The organism is Nocardia anaemiae NBRC 100462, assembly GCF_001612725.1.
GTDB lineage: Bacteria > Actinomycetota > Actinomycetes > Mycobacteriales > Mycobacteriaceae > Nocardia > Nocardia anaemiae.
In genome coordinates this window covers 96,443-116,557 of sequence record NZ_BDAZ01000031.1, presented here as the reverse complement: position 1 = coordinate 116,557, position 20,115 = coordinate 96,443, and the positions used below count along the sequence as shown (strand labels likewise).

15 protein-coding genes are annotated in these 20,115 nt (G+C 64.9%); 14 read left to right on the top strand and 1 reads right to left on the bottom strand.

What is annotated here, in order from left to right:
- Positions 1-60 precede the first annotated feature (60 nt).
- The 13 genes from NA5_RS19860 (at position 61) to NA5_RS19800 (ending at position 16,859) form a co-directional block, all read left to right on the top strand.
- On the top strand, positions 61-390 hold the full coding sequence (locus tag NA5_RS19860; RefSeq protein ID WP_062988212.1) for a PE domain-containing protein: 330 nt from the start codon (positions 61-63) through the stop codon (positions 388-390).
- Positions 391-423: 33 nt separating this feature from the next.
- Positions 424-1,731, top strand: a complete 1,308-nt coding sequence (locus NA5_RS19855; RefSeq protein ID WP_062988210.1) for a PPE family protein — start codon at positions 424-426, stop codon at positions 1,729-1,731.
- 45 nt (positions 1,732-1,776) lie between these two features.
- Positions 1,777-2,145, top strand: a complete 369-nt coding sequence (locus NA5_RS19850; RefSeq protein WP_062988208.1) for a hypothetical protein — start codon at positions 1,777-1,779, stop codon at positions 2,143-2,145.
- Positions 2,146-2,195: 50 nt separating this feature from the next.
- Positions 2,196-2,495 carry a WXG100 family type VII secretion target gene (locus tag NA5_RS19845; protein ID WP_062988206.1) on the top strand — a complete coding sequence of 100 codons (300 nt, stop codon included), beginning with the start codon at positions 2,196-2,198 and terminating at the stop codon, positions 2,493-2,495.
- A 69-nt stretch (positions 2,496-2,564) separates the two neighbouring features.
- Entirely contained in the window at positions 2,565-3,410 is an 846-nt protein-coding gene (locus NA5_RS19840; RefSeq protein ID WP_245672307.1) for an ESX secretion-associated protein EspG, read from the top strand.
- A 34-nt stretch (positions 3,411-3,444) separates the two neighbouring features.
- Complete coding sequence (locus tag NA5_RS19835) at positions 3,445-4,962, top strand: CpaE/TadZ family protein (protein WP_245672306.1); 1,518 nt, start codon at positions 3,445-3,447, stop codon at positions 4,960-4,962.
- Positions 4,959-6,491, top strand: coding sequence for a type VII secretion integral membrane protein EccD (eccD, locus tag NA5_RS19830; protein ID WP_062988235.1), 1,533 nt, complete (start codon positions 4,959-4,961; stop codon positions 6,489-6,491). The genes NA5_RS19835 and eccD overlap by 4 nt, the downstream gene beginning before the upstream one ends.
- Positions 6,491-7,840 (top strand): type VII secretion-associated serine protease mycosin, encoded by a 1,350-nt coding sequence (gene mycP / locus NA5_RS19825; protein ID WP_062988204.1) that lies wholly within the window; start codon positions 6,491-6,493, stop codon positions 7,838-7,840. Before eccD ends, mycP begins: the two co-directional genes overlap by 1 nt.
- The gene (gene eccE, locus NA5_RS19820) at positions 7,837-9,561 is read left to right on the top strand and encodes a type VII secretion protein EccE (RefSeq protein WP_062988202.1); all 1,725 of its coding nucleotides are present in this window, start codon (positions 7,837-7,839) and stop codon (positions 9,559-9,561) included. The genes mycP and eccE overlap by 4 nt, the downstream gene beginning before the upstream one ends.
- 13 nt (positions 9,562-9,574) lie before the next feature.
- Positions 9,575-9,928, top strand: coding sequence for a helix-turn-helix domain-containing protein (locus tag NA5_RS19815; RefSeq protein WP_062988200.1), 354 nt, complete (start codon positions 9,575-9,577; stop codon positions 9,926-9,928).
- A gap of 68 nt (positions 9,929-9,996) precedes the next feature.
- Entirely contained in the window at positions 9,997-11,067 is a 1,071-nt protein-coding gene (locus NA5_RS19810) for a discoidin domain-containing protein (protein WP_157110531.1), read from the top strand.
- A gap of 10 nt (positions 11,068-11,077) precedes the next feature.
- Positions 11,078-11,794, top strand: a complete 717-nt coding sequence (locus NA5_RS19805) for a hypothetical protein (protein ID WP_157110530.1) — start codon at positions 11,078-11,080, stop codon at positions 11,792-11,794.
- Positions 11,795-11,951: 157 nt separating this feature from the next.
- The gene (locus NA5_RS19800) at positions 11,952-16,859 is read left to right on the top strand and encodes an NAD-glutamate dehydrogenase (RefSeq protein ID WP_062988194.1); all 4,908 of its coding nucleotides are present in this window, start codon (positions 11,952-11,954) and stop codon (positions 16,857-16,859) included.
- Between the two features lie 297 nt (positions 16,860-17,156).
- On the opposite strand, the gene NA5_RS19795 is transcribed toward NA5_RS19800, so the two are convergent.
- Positions 17,157-18,224 carry an SPFH domain-containing protein gene (locus tag NA5_RS19795; protein WP_062988192.1) on the bottom strand — a complete coding sequence of 356 codons (1,068 nt, stop codon included), beginning with the start codon at positions 18,222-18,224 and terminating at the stop codon, positions 17,157-17,159.
- A 198-nt stretch (positions 18,225-18,422) separates the two neighbouring features.
- Between NA5_RS19795 and NA5_RS19790 the strand changes: the two genes are divergently transcribed.
- On the top strand, positions 18,423-19,952 hold the full coding sequence (locus tag NA5_RS19790) for an amino acid permease (protein WP_062988190.1): 1,530 nt from the start codon (positions 18,423-18,425) through the stop codon (positions 19,950-19,952).
- Positions 19,953-20,115 lie beyond the last annotated feature (163 nt).

Sequence of the window (20,115 nt, the reverse complement as noted above, 5' to 3'; positions counted from 1 at the left end):
CTTAGCGTTTGTCCTGTACCGCTCGCTATTGAGTCGGCGCTCATCGTTAGGAGAACTCTCATGGCTCTCAATGTCGAACCGGCGCATCTTCCCGTAGTCAGTTCCCAACTCGACCTGATTGCCGACGCGGCGATCGCCTCCCTCGTCAACTCGGCGGCCACTTGCGTCGTGTTCCCCCCGGCGTTGGACGCGGTGAGTGCGATGATCCTTCCCGAAGTGACCGCCGCGTATGGCCAGTCATTCTTCAGTTGCACGGGTGACGGATTCGTGCATCGTGAGGTCGCGTCGGCGTCGCTACCGCCGACGGCCGTCGCCTATTCCGGCAGTGACATCGTCAATGGTGCCGGTGTCGCGAGCGTCGGTGCGACCCTCAGCGAAATGCCCAGATAATCCGAGCCGCGGGCCCGAACGAAGGCTGATGTCATGATATGGCACGCACTGCCTCCGGAGATAAACGTCGGCAATCTGCTCGGCGGTCCCGGGGTGGAGATGATCACGGCGGCGGCCGAGTCCTATCAGAACTCGGCGCAAACGCTCATGACCACGGCGAGCAACACGGCCTCCGCTATGCTCGATATGGGTGAGACGTGGAACGGCGAGTCTGGTGATCTGGCGCAGTCGGCATTCAGTCACCACACGAAGTGGCTACAGCAGCAGGCCATGGTCGCCCAGTCGGTCTCGGGCGTATTACTGACTGTGGCAGGCGAATTCAGCGCGGCTCAGTCCGCGATGGAGATGGTGGGCGGATGGCTTGCCGAGAATAGGTTCGAGCAGGGGGTGCTGCTCCTCACTAATACTGGGGGACAGAACGCGATTCCGCTGCTTCTCAACCAGCTCGAGTACATCGCGATTTGGGGAGCCGCCGCAGCGGTGATGGATGGCTATGCCGGAGCGGTGCTGCCAACTCTGTCGACGCTGCCGCCGCCTGCCTTGCCGACGCCTATCGTGACCGACCCTGGCGTGCCGCCGCCACCGCCGCAATTCGACGTGCCGGTGCATACCCCGAAGTCGGGCCCGAATGGGAAATTCGACGGATCCACGAACAACGATACAACTACGAACAACGACACTAACAACACCAACACCAACAATACGAACACCGACAACAACACCGGCGATACGAAGACCGGGAATACCGACACCGGCAATACGCCGACCGACACCACCGAGTCGCCGACTGCGGATCCGACTGCGGATCCGAGCGAGGTAACTTCGCCGCTGAGCGATTCCGGATCGTACACGGGCGCGGACGGGTCCGCCGGACAGTCGGGATTCTTTGGAACCTCGCCCAATTCGCCGACTTTGGCGGGTTTGAGCGGGGGCGTCGGAAGTATGGTCGCGTTGAATCTGGCCCGGGGCGGACTCGGCTCCATGCCGGGTGCGTCCACCGGATTCCGGATGCCGTCCAATTGGCTGCGCGGTCCGGGCACGGCATTCGGCGCATCCTCGAATCCGTCGGGCGCCGGACCGGCTGGCCGCGGGGCTCCGCGCAAGGGTGCCATCGCACCGAAGACGCAAATGCGACGCAGGCGGGACGAGGAACGGAAACCGGGCAAGGTATTCGTGCCGGGCGAGCAGTTGGAAGTTCCGGTGTTGGAGAAGCCTCCGGTGATCGGCATCATCGAATATGCCGATCAGCCGGATGAAGTGGTGACCGATCAGGAAGTTCTGGTCGGCGTCATCGAGAATGCCGACGACGATTCAGTGTCATCCGAGAGCGTCCTCCGGTGAATCGCACCGAGGTCATGTGTAATTCATTAGGGAAAGGGATATAAAATGCAAGGACTTAATGCCGATCCGGAGGTTTTGATCCCCACTGCCAAGACCGGGCTGGGACTGCAAGGTAATCACGAGGGCTATATGAAGGCTCTTCTCGCCGTGCAGAACGAATTGCAGGCCGCGGTCAAGAGCCCTGGCGGTGGTGTGGCGATTCAGCAGGCGATGCAAAACGCGTGGGAAAAAGGCAATAACCTCGCCCAGAAATTGCAGGACATCCTCAACGAGCTGCTGAACACTGGTGTCAAAGTCGATGCGTCCGATATGGAAGCTGCGGCTCACGTGCAGCACGCGACTGCCTATGGCCTCGATGGCGTCAACAGCATTCAGAACGATATGCATGCAGGCAATGTCAGCCTCAAGTGGTGACTTTTTGCCGACACTTCTGAAGAAAACCGCTCTAGAAAGGTAGATCGACAATGGGTATCGCATACGACTATAAAGCAGTAGACACACACACCCTGACCTTCGGGCAGATTGTGACCAACATTCAGGGGAACAACGATGCCTTGACGAACCTGAAGGACAATCTCAAGCACAGCTTCACTGGTGAAGCAGCCGAGCAAGGTTGGAACCCGCAGATCGATAAGCTGATGGGACTGATCGATGAATACCGCGCATCTCTCGAGACCTTGAAGGTTGCGGTGCAGAAAGCGGTCGGCACGATGCAGATAACCGACAAGGACCAGGGCAGCAGGTTCCTCGCTATGAACATCTAGTTCATCGTGCAGCACCCGTCCGTCGCTGGCTTCGATAACTGGCGCGGACGGCAAGCAGAGGATGACAATGTGTTAGAGGAAGGTGTGGCAAACGATCCGGTAGCAGTCGATCTGAATGTCGATGCCGCGCTGCTGTTGCAAGACATGGCCGGCATCGATTCCTACCCCCCGATCCTGGCGTTGATGCCGAATATTTTCGATATCGACGACCTGGAGCGGGTGCGCGCTGTCGTCGCCGAACAGCTCACCGAGGTGGGCATCATCGACGGCGACCGCGTGCATCCGAGGGTGGAGCACTGGTTGCAGTGCCTGTACCGCCCGGATGTGGAACTGATGGCGCTCGTGCTGGCCACCGGCCTGGATGGCGAACAAAAGGGCATGCTGCGCATGTCGTTGGTGCGTCGCGGCGATACCCATGTGCTGGCGGTGCGCTATGACGACGAGGTCGTCATCCAGGCGGTGTACCAGCAGGAACGGCAGTTGGATTCGGTGTCTGCGGCGGTGGCGGCGGCGTTGGGGGATGCTCCGGCGCTGAGTTTCGAGCCGATGACCGCAGCGCAGCAAGATCTTGCCGAGGTGCCCGACGACGAGGACGGACGACGGCAGGCACTGCTGGAGTTGGGCGCGCAGCCGCGCACCGCGGGGGTGCTCGGTCGAGCGCTCGGCGAGGTAGTCCGGCGCGCGGAAGTGGCGGTGGTGCAACACCAGGACGGAGTTGAGCTGAAGCCGAAGTACGGTGTGAGTGTGCTGGATACGCTGTCGGGGCGCATCATTGTGACGCCGAGTGTGGCGATGGACGGGGAAGTCCGATCGACATACGCACCCGGCGACGATGCGGCGATGCACGCCGCGATCGTGGGACTGGTCGAGCTGTTGCCGGACCGAAGTTGGTTCGATACCAGCCGGATCGGTTGAACGTCCCGATGGGTTTTTGGAGAGGACGACAGATATGAGCCGAGCGCCGAGTACTAATGGTCATCCGGCCGAGTCCGTCCGACACAAGGGCGGCTACGACGCCTTTTTCATGCAGGCAGAGCAGGAGCCGGAAAGCGGCGCGCCCGCTGGCAGCGCCCCGGCTCGCCCGAACCCAAGCTTCAGCGAACCGGTGATCGGTGCGCCCGGTCAGTCGGTGCCGCAGCCCGCGGCGGAGCGTCCGGCGCCACCGCGGAGCACGACCGCGCCGGAAGCTGCCGTGGCGCACCCGACAGGACCACATCCGACTGCGCCGAACGTGGCTGCGGCGACGGCGGATTCGCCGCGCGAGAACTACGTGGCCGCGACACCTTCGGCACCCGAGACATGGGCGGCCCACGCCGGAGCCGAGCCCGCTACGGCTCGGATTACCCACACCGCGTCGAATTCGGCGAATACATCCAGCGGCGGTACCGGACCCAGCGCGGAAAGATCCGGCGCCGAATCCGTCGATACCCCATGGCAACCCGCTCAGGCGGCGAACTGGGTGCCCGATCGCATCGATCGCACGGCGGCACCGCAGGTCGAGGTGCTGCCCGCGGCACTGACCTCGATGGATCTGTTGGCCGATATCTCGGCGGCCAATCGCGCCAAGCTGCAGTCCAGCACGGGCGTACGCGGTGCACTGAACAAGGTCGGGTTCCGGCTCGGCCTCTCACCCGCCGAGCAGCGCGCCGAGGATCGGCGCGCCCGAATCCGGACCCAGCTCAACACCCCGTACCAGATCGCGGTGATCAGCGTGAAGGGCGGCGTCGGCCGCACCACCACCGCCGCGACGCTCGGCTCGACCTTCGCGGCGCTGCGCCCGGACCGGGTCGTTGCCGTCGACGCGAATCCGGACTTCGGCGATCTGCCCACCCGTACCGCTCCGCACCCGTATGGCCTGACCTTGCGCGATCTCGCGCAGGCTTCGAATCTCGAGGCCTTCTCGACGGTGCAATCGTTCATGTCGATCAATTCGGCCGATCTCGCCGTCATCGCCTCGCCGTGGACCATCGAGGCCAATGAGGCCCTTTCGGGTCGCGAATACGCTACGGCGGTCGAGGTTTTGCGCCGCCACTTCAATCTGCTGCTCGTCGATTGCGGTACCGGCGTGTTGGATTCGGTGACACTCAGCGTGCTGAAGACCAGCGACGCCGTCGTGGTGGTCACCCCGCCCACCGTCGGTGGGGTGAAAGGTGCGGTGGCCACGTTGAATTGGCTGAGTTCGCACGGTATGCAGCATCTGATCGCCAAATCGGTTGTGTCGATCGTGCATCAGCAACCATCTAAGCCGGTCGTCGATGTCGCGGCGATCGAGAAGTTGTTCGCTACCGGCCAGCGCCCGACCTGCATCCTGCCCTTCGACGACCACTTGGCCGAGGGCGGCGAAATCGATCTGCGCCTGGTGGAGAAGGAAACCCTGCTCGCGTTCGAAGAACTCGCGGCCGGGTTTGCCGATGGATTCCCGAATTATGTTGGTGGCGGCGGCCGGTCCGCCGGAGGGTGGCGATGAGTACTGCCGTTGCTTCGCCGCCGGGAGCGGCACCCGCGGCATCCGCCGAGGTGGCGCGGGCCCGGATGGCGGTCCTGGTGTCCAGCTATCAGGTCGATGTCGTGGTGCCGACCAAATTCACCATCGAGACCTTCATCGATGATCTGCTCACCGTGCTGGCCAACGCCATCGACGACGAAACCGTCGATTTCACCCCGCCGACCGGACAGTGGAGCCTGGCTCGACCGGGCGAAGCGCCGATGCCGCGCTGGCGCAGCCTCGCCGACCACGATGTCGTCGACGGCACCGTGCTGATGTTGGCCGCGGTCGAATCCGCGGAGGTCTTCACGCCGGTCGTGGAGGACATCACCGATGCCCTCGCCCTGATCAACGAGCGCGAATTCGCCGAATTCGATGCGGAGACCGCCGCCGTTGTCGGCCTTACCACGCTGGGTGTCGGTGCGGTCGCCATCGCGGCGATGTTGTCGTTGTCGTGGACAGAGTCCGGCTCGATCTGGTGGTACGCGCTGCCCGCGCTACTGCTCGGGGCGGTGTGCTGGGGTGGCGCGGTGCAAGCGCGACAGCGCAATTTCGCGCCGCGGATCAGCCTCGGGTTGGCGTTGTCCTCGATTCCGCTGTTGTTCGCGGGCGGCGCGATGCTGGTGCCACCGGCCTATGGTGAGCCGGGTCCGTTCGCCGCGGCCAATTTGGCCGCGGGTTCGGTGGTCGCCGCTGTCGCGGCCGCGGCCATGATGCGCGTGACCAAACTCGGGATCGCGACGTTGATGGCGGTTACCGTGCTCGGCGTGACTGTCGCTGCCGCGGCGATTCCACTGACCTATCTGGATCTGTCGGTGCGCCAGATATCCGGGGGCGCGGTACTTCTCGGACTCATACTGCTCACCGCCGCACCACGTCTCGCGGTCGTGGTCGCCCGGATTCGACCACCGGATCTGCCGGACCCCGGCAACGAGGTCAATCCAGCCACGCTGACCGATATTTTCGACGCCGAATCCGCGCGCGATGACGCCGAACTCGATTCCGCCGAGGATACCGAGCGGCAGCGGGAGCAGGCCGGGGCCGGTATCGAGGGCCGGGCCCGACTGGCGGTCACGAGTCTGCGAGGGCTCATCGCCGCGACGTCGACACTTCTCGCGGGCGCTGCCGTGCTGTCGGCTGCCGTGAGCCCCGGTGGTATTCGGGAAATCGTGCTCGCCGTCGCGATCGGCGGTCTGCTGTCCCTGCGCGCGCGTTGGTTCCCGGACCGGGTACAGGCCATCGCGCTCGTCGTCGCATCGGCGATCACCGTGGTAGGCGTTGGCTTGGTGCTGGTCATCGCGTACGAGACAGCCCCGGCTCGGCTGGTCGTCGTCTTCGTGGTCGGCATGGCCGCCGCTGCGGCATGCGTCGCTGCGGTGCGGTTGCCGGGTCGGCGGCTCTCGCCGGTTACGCGCCGGATGATCGACCTGGTGGAGTACGCGCTCATTCTGGTGATCCCGATCATCGCTTGCTGGATCATGGGCATCTACACCGCGATGCGGGCGATCTGATGCGAATCGGCGCGACCGCGGTCGCGGTGCTGGTGGGATTCGCGCTGATCGCCTCCGCCGCACCGGCATTGGCGGTGGAGCCGCCGCAGGTGGTCATCGGCGCGCCCGCGGATGATCCGCCCGGCCCGGAGTTGCCGATGAAGCAGGACAACGGCTGCTTGGCGACCGGCGTTCTGAGGGACAGCGATCTGACGCGCACGCCGCCGTCGGAGTTGGCATTGGATCTGCCGAACGCCCGGGCCCTGAGCCGGGGTGCCGGGGTGACCGTCGCAGTGCTCGACACCGGCGTCACGCCCAACAGCCGCCTGCCCGGTCTTGTCGGCGGCGGTGACTATATTCAGGCTGGCGGTGACGGTCTGTCGGACTGCGATGCGCACGGCACCCTGGTCGCCGGAATCATCGGCGCCGCATCCGGTCCCACAGATGGATTCACCGGAGTCGCACCGGACGCCAGGATCATTTCCATTCGGTACCGCTCCGGCGCCTTCAGTCCAGAGCGCCCGAATAACGATGCGGCGCAAAAACTCTCGATGGATATCCGGACGCTGTCGCGGGCGATCGTGCATGCGGCGAATCTGGGCGCCGGTGTGATCACGGTGGCGCTGCCGGTCTGCGTTCCAGTGGGACTCGCGGTGGATCAGTCGATACTGTCGGTGGCGATCGGCTACGCCGTACATGTGCGAGGCTCGATGATCGTCGCGGGTGCCGGCAGTGCCTCCGGTGGCTGTGATCAGAATCCGGATATTGATCCGACCCGGCCGAGCGACCCGAGGAACTGGCGCGATGTGAAGACCGTATCCGCGCCGGGATGGTTCGGGACGGACGTGCTGACGGTGGGCTTCACCACCGCCACCGGTGCCACCATGTCCGATTCGCTGACGGGCCCATGGGTTTCGGTCGGTGCTCCGGGGACCGCGATCGAATCGATCGGTCCCGGTGGCGATGGCCTGATCAATGGTGTCGGTGAACCCGGCAAATTGGTGCCGGTCGGTGGCGCGTCCTTCGCGGCGGCCTATGTCAGCGGGGTGGCGGCCCTGCTGCGTTCCCGATTCCCCAACGAAACCCCGGCCGAGATCATGGCCCGGCTGACCGCGAGCGCGCACGCGCCAGCGCGCGGTATCGATAACGTCATCGGCGCCGGTGTCATCGATCCGCTCACCGCGCTCAGCTACCGCACCGCGCCCAAGCCGCCGATCGGGTTGTACCGGTCGTCGGTTCTGGTCATACCGGATCCGCCGCGGGCCAAGGATCGTCGTCCGCCGTTCGCGGCCGCCGTCGTCATCATCGCCGCCGTGCTGCTCGGGCTCGGCGCCACCTACGCGAGCTCCGCGGTCCGGAGGCGGCGGTGAGCCTTCCGAGTGTTCGGGTAGGCGGTGTCGAACGTGGTCCGTTCGCCGTCGCCGTAATCGGCGGCAGCCTGGTGGTAACCGGGCTGTGGTCGCACACCCCGATGTGGGCGAGCGCGGCGGTGATCACCGTGCTGCTGGTGACCGTGGCGGTCGAGGTTAACGGCCGCACGACGAGTCGATGGCTGCTCGACTGGGCCGACTACCGATTCGGCAGGGCCTCCAGAGCCCAAGCGCTCGCCGGTCCGGCGAATGTGGTCGATATCGAGGTGCCGCCCGGGGTCTGTGGTATTCGCTCCGAGGGCACCGTGCTCACGGCGATGATCCAGCTCGCCCCCAACCTCGACCTGCCGACGGTCATCGCGGAGAAATCCATCTACACCGAGGACACCGTCCCGGTCGACGCACTGGTCGGCCTGCTCGATCAATTCGGCCTCGCGGTCGATATTGATATCGTGACAACTGGTCAGCGGGTTCGTCCGACCGGTAACTACAGCATGCTCTATGACCAGCTGATCGGTTCCCATCCGGTGGTCGGCCATCGCCTCACCTGGTTGGTCGTCCGACTGGATATGGAGCGGAACCTGGATCTGCTGCAGCGGCGCGGTCTGGTCTCGATGGTCGCGCCCAGAGCGTTGGCCACCGCGGCGCACCGCATCGCGGGCCGATTGCGGGAACGCGGTATCGCCGCGCACGCGCTGCCTGCGGCGGCGATGCAGGAGGCCACCAGGGTGCTACACGCCGGTGTCGAACTCGGCGATCTGCGGGAGACCTGGACTTGTATGGAGACCTCGGTACCTGGTCGCTGCGTGACCAGTTTCCTGATCGACTGGACGCGGATGGACGGCGCCGGTCTGGACGATTGCTGGTCGTGGAACCGCGGCCGGACAACGTTGGTGGTGAGCCTCACCGATGCCACGACCGGGCCGCGCGCGCTCGCGCGGTATATCGGTCCACCGGTCACGACCGAGCCACCGGACTATTTGCGTCGATTGACCGGCAGGCAGGCGATCGCGTTGCTGGCCACGATGCCGACCGGGACCTCTATCCGCGCGGTGCCCGTCGACGATTCGGGCCGCGATATCGGCCCCGAGGAGTTGTTGGCGGATCTCACCATCGCGATCGGTCCCAATGGTCAGATTCTCGGTTCCATCAGTGGTCAGCCGCGTCATACCCTGGCGCTGCCGCTGTTCGATCCGGCCCGCTACAACCCGCGCAGGCGCACCATCGACGTGCACGCCGACCTACCGGTGGCACAGCAGATCGTCTTGCGCGCCATGGTGGTAGGCGCGGATGTCGAGGTCCATTCGGTGCGCCCGCACCGCTGGTGGCAGTTGGTCGCCGCGGTCGGTGATCCGGAATCGCTGCGGCTGGCTCCGGAGGCTGGTGCCGCGAATGCCGCTGCCGGACAAGCCGGTTCAGGTCCGCCGCCGTCATCGGCTACGATCACGGTCTTCGACAATCTGCCGCCGCAGGTATCGGCCGCGCAAACCACTGTGACCATCAGCGAGCCAGGTGGGCCACGGCGGCGGTCGGTCGATCTGGCAATCAACCAGGTCAGCGCGACCGCGGTGGATGTCAGCATTCCGATGCGGACCGTGCGTGTCGATTTGATCGAGCCGCGCGGTGAAACCCGCTATTTCGATTCCGCCGCCGAACAACCCGCGATTACCGCGGGTGGCAATGGTGCCACGCCAGGGCCGGACGTTCGGCGCATGAGCTGATGGGAGACAGGTAGTGTCTATCAGCGTGGTTGTGGACTCCCAGCCGAATGACGGCGAATATGTGCAGGAGGACAGTGGGGAGGCACTGACCCCGAGACAGGCCGCGGTAGCGATCTTCTCGAGTCGGCTGTCGGAATTGATCGCGGAATCGGTGGTATCGACCGAGGACGGGTCGACGCGGTCGCTGACGCTCTATTCACTGGCCCAGCACCTGGAACAGGCGTACCCGGATGTTCCGGTTTCCCAGTCGGGTCTGTATCGGCTCATTCATGGTGACGCGGTGCCCCGGCTCGATCTGATCATCGCCTTGGCGCGGGTATTCGACGTGCCGCCAGAACATTTCGTCACCGAGCAGAAAAACCGCTGACAACGTTATTCCCGCCACCGGGAATAACGCTGAGCCGTGCTGTGGCCGGTCTGGATACGATCCCGACCATGGCTGGCGAGGATCCGGGAGATGTCATTCTCCGCCATCGAGGCGCTGTCCTGGATGCGTTGCTCTCGGATCCCTCGTTCGGGGAAAGTGATCCGGCATCCGAATCCGTGCCGAGCGGACCCCTGGTCGGCGATCCGGAATTCGGGGAACTGGGTTTCGGTGATGATCCGTACTCCAGTGCCGCGGTGGCGGCCGGTTCCGCCCAGGGCGGGATGTCCGACGCGGAGTTGCCGCCGCGGCGATCCTCCGATGGGCCGAAGGCCAGTGAGCGGATCATCGCGCTGCTGAACGGGCAGCAGCCGGATGCGGCACCGGGACTGGACTTTTCGGCGGACTACTCCGAAGTCTCGGCGAAGCAGCCGCCGCCCGAGGAACCGGCGCGGTCGGCATCCGGAACCGCCAAGACGCGCAGACCCGACACCGCGGAGCAGATCGCCTTGCTGGCGAAGAAGCTCAAGAATCCCAAAGTCGCGTTGGCGATCTGCGGTGTGTTGGTTCTATTGCTGATCATCGCGTTGGTTTCCACCGGTGGGAAGGACGATTCGAAGGCGCCGGATCGTATCGCGGTCATCACTCCCTCGGCGACCGCGCCCGCCCCGACATCGAAACCGGAATCGTCCTCGCCCGCGTCCGGAACGATCACCCCGAAATCCGCCACTGCCAACTGCCCACCAGGCGGTACACCGGGTATGGACGCCTTCGGTGGCCAGCAGGGCAAGGCCTGGTCATGCCCGCGCGCATACAAGGTCGACGGGCAGGTGCTGACCATCGATCTCGGCAAGACCTATCAGATCGATTCGATCGGCATCGTCCCCGGCTGGGACAGTGTCGGCAGCGACGGTGTGGACCAGTGGACGAAATACCGCACCGCCAGCCGGGTTCGGTATATCTTCGACGATCCGAACAAGACGGCCTATACCCAGCAGACCCTCGATCAGCGCACCCTGGTCGTCACCAAGTTCGAGGCGCCCGTGCAGGCGTCGAAGATCGTACTGACGGTTCAGGAATCGAAGGGTGATCCGACAATCAATACCATCGCGATTTCTTCCATCGTGATCACCGGGCACTGAGGCCGCTGCCATGTCAGTAGCCGAGTTGGTCTGCGAGTACTGCTCCCACCGCAATATCGGTAATCCAGCGCAATGCGGGCATTGCGGTGCGCCGCTATCCGCGGTGCGTCGACTATCGAGCCTGACCCGGTATCCGGAGGACGTCGAACGGGTGGTCGTGGGTGCCGAGCGGGCCGTGGCGGCGACCGGGGATGCGGTGGCGGGCGCGGAGAATGCGGCCTCGGGTGCGGAAAAGCTTGTCGCCAAGGAGTATCCGCGCTGGCAGTGGGGTGCCGCGATCGCGGCCATCGTGACCATGGTCCTCGGCCTCGGCTTCACGGTCGTGCGTTCGTGTTCGACGCCGCTGTCCTCGATGGCCGATCTCGGTGTCGATCAGGCGCTGCCGAGCCAATTGCGTGCGGCCGCCTCCTGTCAGCCGGTCGATTCCTCGGCCGAGAACTGTGTCGTTCCGGCGGCCGATCCGATGCTCGCGGGTGGAATCACCGGTGGCCGGGATCTGACGCTCTCGGTGGCACTTGATCCGCCAGAGCGCCGGGCCGATACCGTGCGCAATTGGCGGACGGCGGGCGGTACTGTGCTGGCCGACGGTGTCGTCTTCGTGGCGATCAGTCCGTCGGCAACTCTGCGGTACGCGAATACCCTTGTCGGACTTCGGGTAGAGACGGGTGCCTTCACCGGACGTGCGGCCGCTCAGACCTTCATGTCACGATCCGGTCTAACCCCCTGACCGACCGGGCTCCGGCCGGTCACTGCACTTGACCAGTGCCGATCTCTTTCACCAATGTTCTACGCATTTAACGTACCGCTATACAACGGCACATCAAACCATGTAATGTATGGGAACCGTACGGTTACGGGCTCAGATCTCGGGAAGGCACGAGTCGATGGTGGCAACCACCCAGCAGACGATTTCATTCAAACGGTTCCGCGACGATCCGACCGATCTGGAGGCGGCCTACTTCCGTTGGATCCAGCCGGGCGCCACCGCGCCGACGATCACCGATCGGGCCGAACAAATCTTCCGAAACCACTTGGAACTGGCAGCCATTCGGTTGCCCGGTGCGGCCATCACCCGGGTGTACCGCCCGGATGACGGCAGTGGACTCGGTGCGGCCATCCAGATCGTCAATGACGATATGCCGCTGCTGGTCGATTCGGTGACCACCGCGCTGCGCCGTCTCGGTGCCGCGGTGACCGAGGTCGTCCACCCGGTCTTCGATATCGCGCGGGACCGCCGCGGGCGGTTGCGGGCGATCGCCGCAAAGGAGCCCGATACCGTCCCGGCGAGCGGCAGTCATACTGTCACCGAATCGTGGATCCATGTGCAGCTGGCCGCTGGCGTAAGCACCGCCTTGCTGGACCGGATCGACCGCGAGCTGCCCGCGCTGCTGCGGGTGCTGCGCAAGGTCGTCGACGATACGCCGGGCATGGCGAACGCGATGGTCGCGCTGGCGGGTCGGCTCGACCATATCGCGCACCGCTCCGACGATCCGGAGGTGCCCGAATGCGCGAAGTTGTTGCGCTGGTTGGCCGAAGGGCATTTCACGGTGCTCGGCTACGGGTATTACCGAAGCAGCCGCACCGATGGCGGTAGCGAACCGCAGCAGGTGCCCGGCACCGGCCTCGGCGTGCTCTGGAACGGTTCGAACGTCGACCTCGATGTCCCCGTGCTCGGCAACACCCGGCCCGTCCTGCGGCTGGCCAACGGGTCGGTGGATGCGCTGATCCCGGGATCGGGTGAGCTGTACTTCGTCAGCGTCGCCGATTACGGCAGTGGTGGCTCCGGCGGTGCCGGTGTCGGCCCGGTGCAGGGCGAGCACGTCTTCGTCGGCTCGTTCACGGTGACCGGTCTGCATGAGAACATCCTCGATATCCCGGTCATCTCCCGACGCGTGCACCAGGTCATCGAATGGGCGGGCTTCGAACTCAATTCGTTCTCCGGGCAGGCGATGCTGGAGATGATGCAGTCCTTCCCGCGGGTGGAACTGTTCTCCACCGACGCTCGGCGGCTGTTCGAAACCGTCTCCGCGGTCATGAATTTGGGGCTGCGCAGGCAGGTCCGCCTGTTCATCCGGCGCGATGGGCGCAGCGGTGCGGTCTACTGCCTGGTCTACCTGCCCCGCGATCGGTACTCGACCGAGGTCCGGCTGCGCATGGAGGAGATCCTGCGCGCGGAATTCGACGGCGAACAGGTCGCGTACTCCGCGCGAGCGAGCGAATCCGAATTGGCCGTGGTGTATTTCACGGTGCATCGCGGTCCCGACGCGGAGCCCGCCGATATCTCCGAATCCAATCGCGAGCGCATCCAGGAGCTGCTCTTCGCGACCACTCGCAGTTGGGCCGACCGGTTGGTGGCGGCCGCGACGGGGGTGCCCGCGATCTCGTCGAAGGTCGCCAATGCCTACGCGAGCGCCTTCCCGGTCGGCTACCAGCAGGAGTACGAACCGGAGCACGCGCTGGTCGATCTGCAGCGGCTGGACCGTCTCGCGGACGGCGCCATCGATACGAATCTGTATCGGAATGCCGAATCACCGTCGGGGGATTGGCGCTTCACCCTCTATGTCGCGGGCGAGGGCGTCTCGCTGAGCCGGGTGCTTCCGGTGCTGCAAAGTCTCGGGGTCGAGGTGGTCGACGAACGGCCGCACCGCATCGCCCTGCCGGACGATACGCACAAGTGGATCTACGATTTCGGATTGCGCGTCCCGGCGGCGCTGCTGCGCACCGCGATTGATGCCGACCTGGAGGACGAACTCACTCGATCGGCCGACGAGTCCTCGGTCGAAGGCGGTGTGCGGCAATATTTCCCGGAGGCCTTCGCGGCCATGTGGAACGGCAGCGCCGAGGTCGACGCGCTGAACGAATTGGTGTTGCGCGCCGGACTGCAGTGGCGGCAGATCTCGATACTGCGCGCATACGGTAAGTACCTGCAGCAGGCCGGATTCGCCTACACACTCGGCAATATCTCCCGTGTGCTTCTGGCACAGCCGAACATGGCCCGCTTGTTCATCGAACTGTTCGACGCGTACTTCGATCCCGAGGGTGTCGGGGCGGTGGCATCGGCGCGGGCCGCTGGCATCGCCGAACGGCTGCAGGCCGAGATCGACGCCGTGGTGAGCCTCGATGCCGACCGTATCCTTCGCGCGGTGCTCGGGCTGATCACTGCGACCCTGCGCACCAACTACTATCGCCGCGACAGCGACGGCAACGCGCCGGAGTACCTGTCGTTCAAATTCGATCCGCATGCGGTCTCCGAATTGCCCAGGCCACGGCCGCAATTCGAGATCTTCGTGTACTCGCCCCGGGTCGAGGGTGTGCATCTGCGCTTCGGCCCGGTCGCGCGTGGCGGGTTGCGCTGGTCGGACCGGCTGGAGGACTTCCGTACCGAGATCCTGGGCCTGGTGAAGGCGCAGGCGGTGAAGAACGCGGTCATCGTCCCGGTCGGCGCCAAGGGCGGTTTCGTGGTGAAGCAGCCGCCGACGGCGACCGGTGATCCGACCGCGGATCGACAGGCGCAGTTGAACGAGGGCATCGCCTGCTACCGCACCTTCATCTCCGGCCTGCTGGATGTGACCGATAATGTCGACCACGCCTCCGGCGAGGTGCTGCCACCGGAGCGGGTGGTGCGCCGCGACGGTGACGACACCTACCTCGTCGTCGCTGCCGACAAGGGCACCGCGACCTTCTCCGATATCGCCAATGATGTTGCGCGTCAATATGGTTTCTGGCTGGGTGACGCCTTCGCCTCGGGTGGTTCGGTCGGCTACGACCACAAGGCGATGGGTATTACCGCCAAGGGCGCGTGGGAGAGCGTCAAACGGCATTTCGCCGAGATGGATATCGACACGCAGACAACCGATTTCACCGTCGCCGGAGTCGGCGATATGAGCGGCGATGTCTTCGGCAACGGCATGCTGCTGTCCGAGCACATCCGCTTGGTCGCGGCCTTCGACCACCGGCACATCTTCCTGGATCCGAATCCCGATGCGGCGAAGTCGTTCCTGGAGCGCAAGCGGATGTTCGCACTGCCACGCTCGTCCTGGGCCGACTACGACAAGTCGCTGATCAGCGTGGGCGGCGGTGTCTACGACCGGTCCGCCAAGGCTGTTCCGGTCAGCCCGCAGGTGCGCGAGGCACTGGGGTTGGATCCGAGCGTGACCACCTTGTCTCCACCGGAGATGATCCGGGCGATCTTGCTCGCACCGGTCGATCTGTTCTGGAACGGCGGTATCGGCACCTACATCAAGGCATCCACCGAGACGAATGCCGATGCCGGTGACAAGTCCAACGATGCGGTGCGGGTCGACGCGAACCAATTGCGCGCCAAGGTGATCGGCGAGGGCGGTAACCTCGGTGCGACCGCGCTCGGCCGCGTCGAATACTGCGCCAACGGCGGCCGGATGAATACCGACGCCCTGGACAATTCGGCGGGTGTCGACTGCTCGGACCACGAGGTCAATATCAAGGTGTTGTTGGACGCGGTCATCTCCAGCGGCGAGCTCGATGCCGCCGACCGCACCGAACTGCTCGCCGCCATGACCGACGAAGTCTCCGAACTCGTACTGCGCGACAATATTTCGCAGAACTTCCGGATGGGGCTCTCGCGGGCGCAAGCGGTACCGATGGCGGGCGTGCACCGCCGTCTGATCGCCGACCTCGAGTCCCGGCGCGGTGTCGATCGGCGGCTCGAGGCACTGCCCTCGGATGCCGAGCTGAAAAAACGTGCCGCCGCCGGATCCGGGCTCACCTCGCCGGAGCTGGCGAATCTGCTCGCCCACGTGAAGCTTTCGCTCAAGGATGACCTGCTGGCCGGGGATCTGCCGGATAACCCGGCCTTCGCCTCAGCCTTGCTGGCCTACTTCCCCCGGCCGCTGCGGGCACGGTTCGCCGAAGCGATCGGCAGGCATCCGCTGCGCCGTCAGATCGTGGCCACCATGGTGGTCAACGACATGGTGGACCACGGCGGCATCACCTATGCGTTCCGGCTGGCGGAGGAGGCGGGTGCGAGCACCGACGACGCGGTGCGCGCCTTCACCGTTGCCGTGGAGATCTTCGATCTGCACACGCTCTGGCAACGCATTCGGACCACGCCGATGTCGACCACGGCACGCGACGAACTCGAGCGGGAGACCAGGCGCACGCTCGATCGGGTGTCCCGCTGGCTGCTGACCAGCCGCCCGCAACCGATTGCCATCGGTGCCGATATCGCCCGCTACCGCGACGGAGTCCGCAAGCTCGCGGGCCAGATGCTGCCTGCCCGGCTGCCCGCGGCCCACGCCGAGGATCTGGCGACGAATGCGCGTGCCGCTGTCGAGCGGGGTGCGCCCGCGGAATTGGCGGAGGAGGTGTACCGGCTCATCCACCTGTTCCCGCTGTTGGACATCCTCGATGTGGCCGATATCGCCGAGCGCGACGCGGAGGAGGTCGCCGAGCTCTACTACGCACTCGACGATCACTTCCAGATCGAGCGGCTGTTGACCGCGGTCAGCAACCTCGCCCGCGACGACCGGTGGCGCACCCTGGCCCGGCTCGCGGTCCGTGACGATCTCTACGATTCGCTGCGCTCGCTCACCCTGGACGTGCTCACCACATCCGAACCGGACGAGAGCACCGCCGACAAGATCGCCGAATGGGAGTCGGTCAACCGCCCCCGCCTGGCCCGCGCCGGTGCCTCCCTCGGCGAGATCTTCGCTGCGGGCACCCACGACCTGGCCACCCTTTCGGTGGCTGCCCGCCAGGTCCGCAGCATGGTCAGCAGCGGCGAATCCGCCGCGGCAGCACCGATTTCGAGCTAGCCGCTATCGGCCCCGCGGTCTCGGCGAATGCCCGAGATCGCGGGGTTCGGTGAACGGCTGCCCCGCCGTCCGGCCGAACATCGGGATCCATACCTCCGCAGTGGATCCCGGTGTTCGCCTGGACGACGGGGATTTCCTTTGGTGGCTCACGCTCGGGCACTGCTCGCGCAGAGGTTCAGATTTCAGGCCCGGTGTGTCGTGCGGAGAGTCGATGTGCGACGGCGTCGAAGGTATGCGTCAGTGCCGGAAGTGTGGGTCAGGAGCTGACGTAGGGGGCGGGTACACCGGCGGGAGTAGTCAGCTCGTGGCGGCGGTGCCGCAGCTGCCGCAGAACTTCGCTGCTGCAGTGAGATCCGCGCCGCATTCGGTGCAGTGGCGGGGTCGGGCCGCCAATGGGTCACCGCAGTTCATGCAGAATCGCGCATTCGCGGGGTTTTCGGTTCCGCAGCTGGCACATACCGGCTGCGTGCCGGTCGAAACCGGTTGCGCGACAGCGGGTACCGACTGCCGCTGCCATGGATTGCTCGGTGCCTGCTGTTGGATCGCGTTCAAACCCAGGGCTGCACCAAGGAATCCGTCGCCACTGCCATGGCCGTGGGCAAATCCCTGGCCCGCACCGAGTGCCAATTCCCCTGCAGCATAACGCTGGAAGTCGCCAGCAAGCCGAATGTAAGTGACGTCCTTGGCAAGTCGCTTGATGCGCTCGGCATCTTCCGGGGCCAGCGTGATATCGAAGTTGCCGAGACGCGCGATGCGCAGGCCGTACTCGTAGAGCGTCAGATTGGTCTGGCGCACCACGGCGGCCTCGATCGGCTCCAACTGTCCGGACAGGCCGAGCACCGGCCAGTCGCCGCGGGAAATTCCCTGGGTGACAGCGACTTTCATGGACTTGAGCAGTAGGTCCGAGCTCCAGGACTCCACCGTCGCCGGGACGCTCAGGTCGGTGGTGCCCGCGAGTGAGGTGACCAGTTCGGCCGGATCTCGCACCGACAGTGCGAATTCCCCGAAGACCCGCAGCGTCACGACCTGTTCGCTGACCGGATCGGCGATATCGGCCAGGCGGCCGCCGAACTTGATGCCGGGGAACTCGCGGGTGGAGACGAAATACAGTTCGGCGCGGTAGAAGTTGTTGCCGGTCAGCGTATCCACGAGTGCGCCGAGTACCGGCAGTTCGTCGGCATCGATCCGATGCCGACCGGGGCCCATCGCGGCCACGACCTGCCCGGACTTGACGAACAGGGCGATCTCGTCGGCATTGACGATGGCACGGCTGTAGCGACGGATGTTGACATCCGGCCACTTGTAGACCAGTTGATTCTTGCGGCCCTCAGGGACCGCGATGAACTCCCGTTCGAACCATGCCATGCTCGCGCTCCATCAGCCGTAAACGTATACAGCGTACCGATGTTCAACGGTACGATCAACTAACGCCGAGGTCACGGCGGGTATGGCGGCTCCGCGACGTTTCCGCGTGGTTACAAGTTTTGCTTCCCTATTGAACGTGCCGTTGAATAGCGATACATTAAGCAGCGATATGATCGCCGTCACTTGAAAGGCTCCACCATGACAACCGTTCAATCCTCCGCGGAAGTGCCGGCGCCCGCGGATGGTCTGCATGCTGAGGATGCGGGCTATCACAAGGCGTTGCGCCCGCGCCAGCTGCAGATGATCGCGATCGGTGGCGCGATCGGCACCGGACTGTTCCTTGGTGCCGGTGGTCGGTTGCACACGGCCGGTCCGGGACTGTTCCTGGTCTACGCAGTCTGCGGCATCTTCGTATTCTTCATCCTGCGGGCCCTGGGCGAGCTGGTGCTGCATCGTCCGTCCTCCGGCTCGTTCGTCTCCTACGCGCGTGAGTTCTACGGCGAGAAGCTGGCTTTCGCGGTCGGGTGGATGTACTTCTTCCACTGGTGCATGACCGGCATCGTAGACATCACCGCGATCGCCACCTATGTCCATTTCTGGGGAGCCACCGAGGCGATACCGCAGTGGTTGATCGCGCTGGTGGCACTGGCAATCGTGGTCAGCATCAACCTGATCTCGGTGAAGTGGTTCGGCGAACTGGAGTTCTGGGCCGCGCTGATCAAGGTCGTCGCACTCGTCGCCTTCTTGATCATCGGCACCATCTTCCTGGCGGGCCGCTTCAAGGTCGATGGTGAGACCACCGGTTTCAGCGTGCTCTCCGATAACGGCGGCCTGTTCCCGACCGGTCTGCTGCCCCTGGTCACCGTCACCACCGGTGTCGTGTTCGCCTACGCCGCAGTGGAATTGATCGGCACGGCCGCCGGTGAGGCGGAGAACCCGGAAAAGATCATGCCGCGGGCCATCAATTCGGTCATCGCCCGCATCGCGCTGTTCTACGTCGGTTCGCTGGTGCTGCTCGGACTGCTGCTGCCCTATGTCGTCTTCAAGGCCGGTGAAAGCCCGTTCGTCACCTTCTTCTCCAAGCTCGGTGTCGGCGGTGCGGGTTCGATCATGAACCTGGTGGTGCTGACCGCGGCCTTCTCCAGCCTCAACGCGGGTCTGTACTCGACGGGCCGCATCCTGCGCTCGATGTCGATGAACGGCAGTGCGCCCAAGATCGCCTCGCGGATGTCCAACGGCGGTGTGCCTTACGTCGGCATCCTCGCCACCGGTGCGATCGCGCTGGTCGGTGTCGGGCTCAATGCGATGGTGCCGGACAAGGCCTTCGAGATCGTGCTCAACATGTCCGCGCTGGGCACCATCGCGGCCTGGGGTGCGATCGTGGTTTGCCAGCTGCAGCTGTTCCGCTGGTCGAAGAAGGGTTTGGCGGAGCGTCCTTCGTTCCGGCTGGTCGGTGCGCCCTACACCAGCTACGCCACGCTGGCGTTCCTGGTTACGGTCATCGTGCTGATGGCATGCAGTCACGAAATCGAGCAGCGTGGTGCCGTGATCGCAATGTTCGTGGTCGTGGTTCCGGCCTTCGTCGGCGGGTGGTTCCTGGCCCGCAAGCGGGTGCTGCAGGTCGCTCAGGAACGCGAGGGCATCACCGGTCAGTTCCCGGTGCTCGCCGAGCGGCCGCGCCGCGAGGGTGACGCGGTCGTGGTTCTCGACAAGCCCGACGAGGAGTAGAAATCCGATCTCCGCCCCGGACAACATGTCCGGGGCGGAGCTATTCCCATAGGCGGGAACAAGGCAGGCGCGCGGCGGCGGACGGCGGAAGAGAATGGGTCCCCTATTCACCAGGCTCGAAAGGTTCCCATGCCGGAACAACCCAGCGCCTCCGAGAATCCGC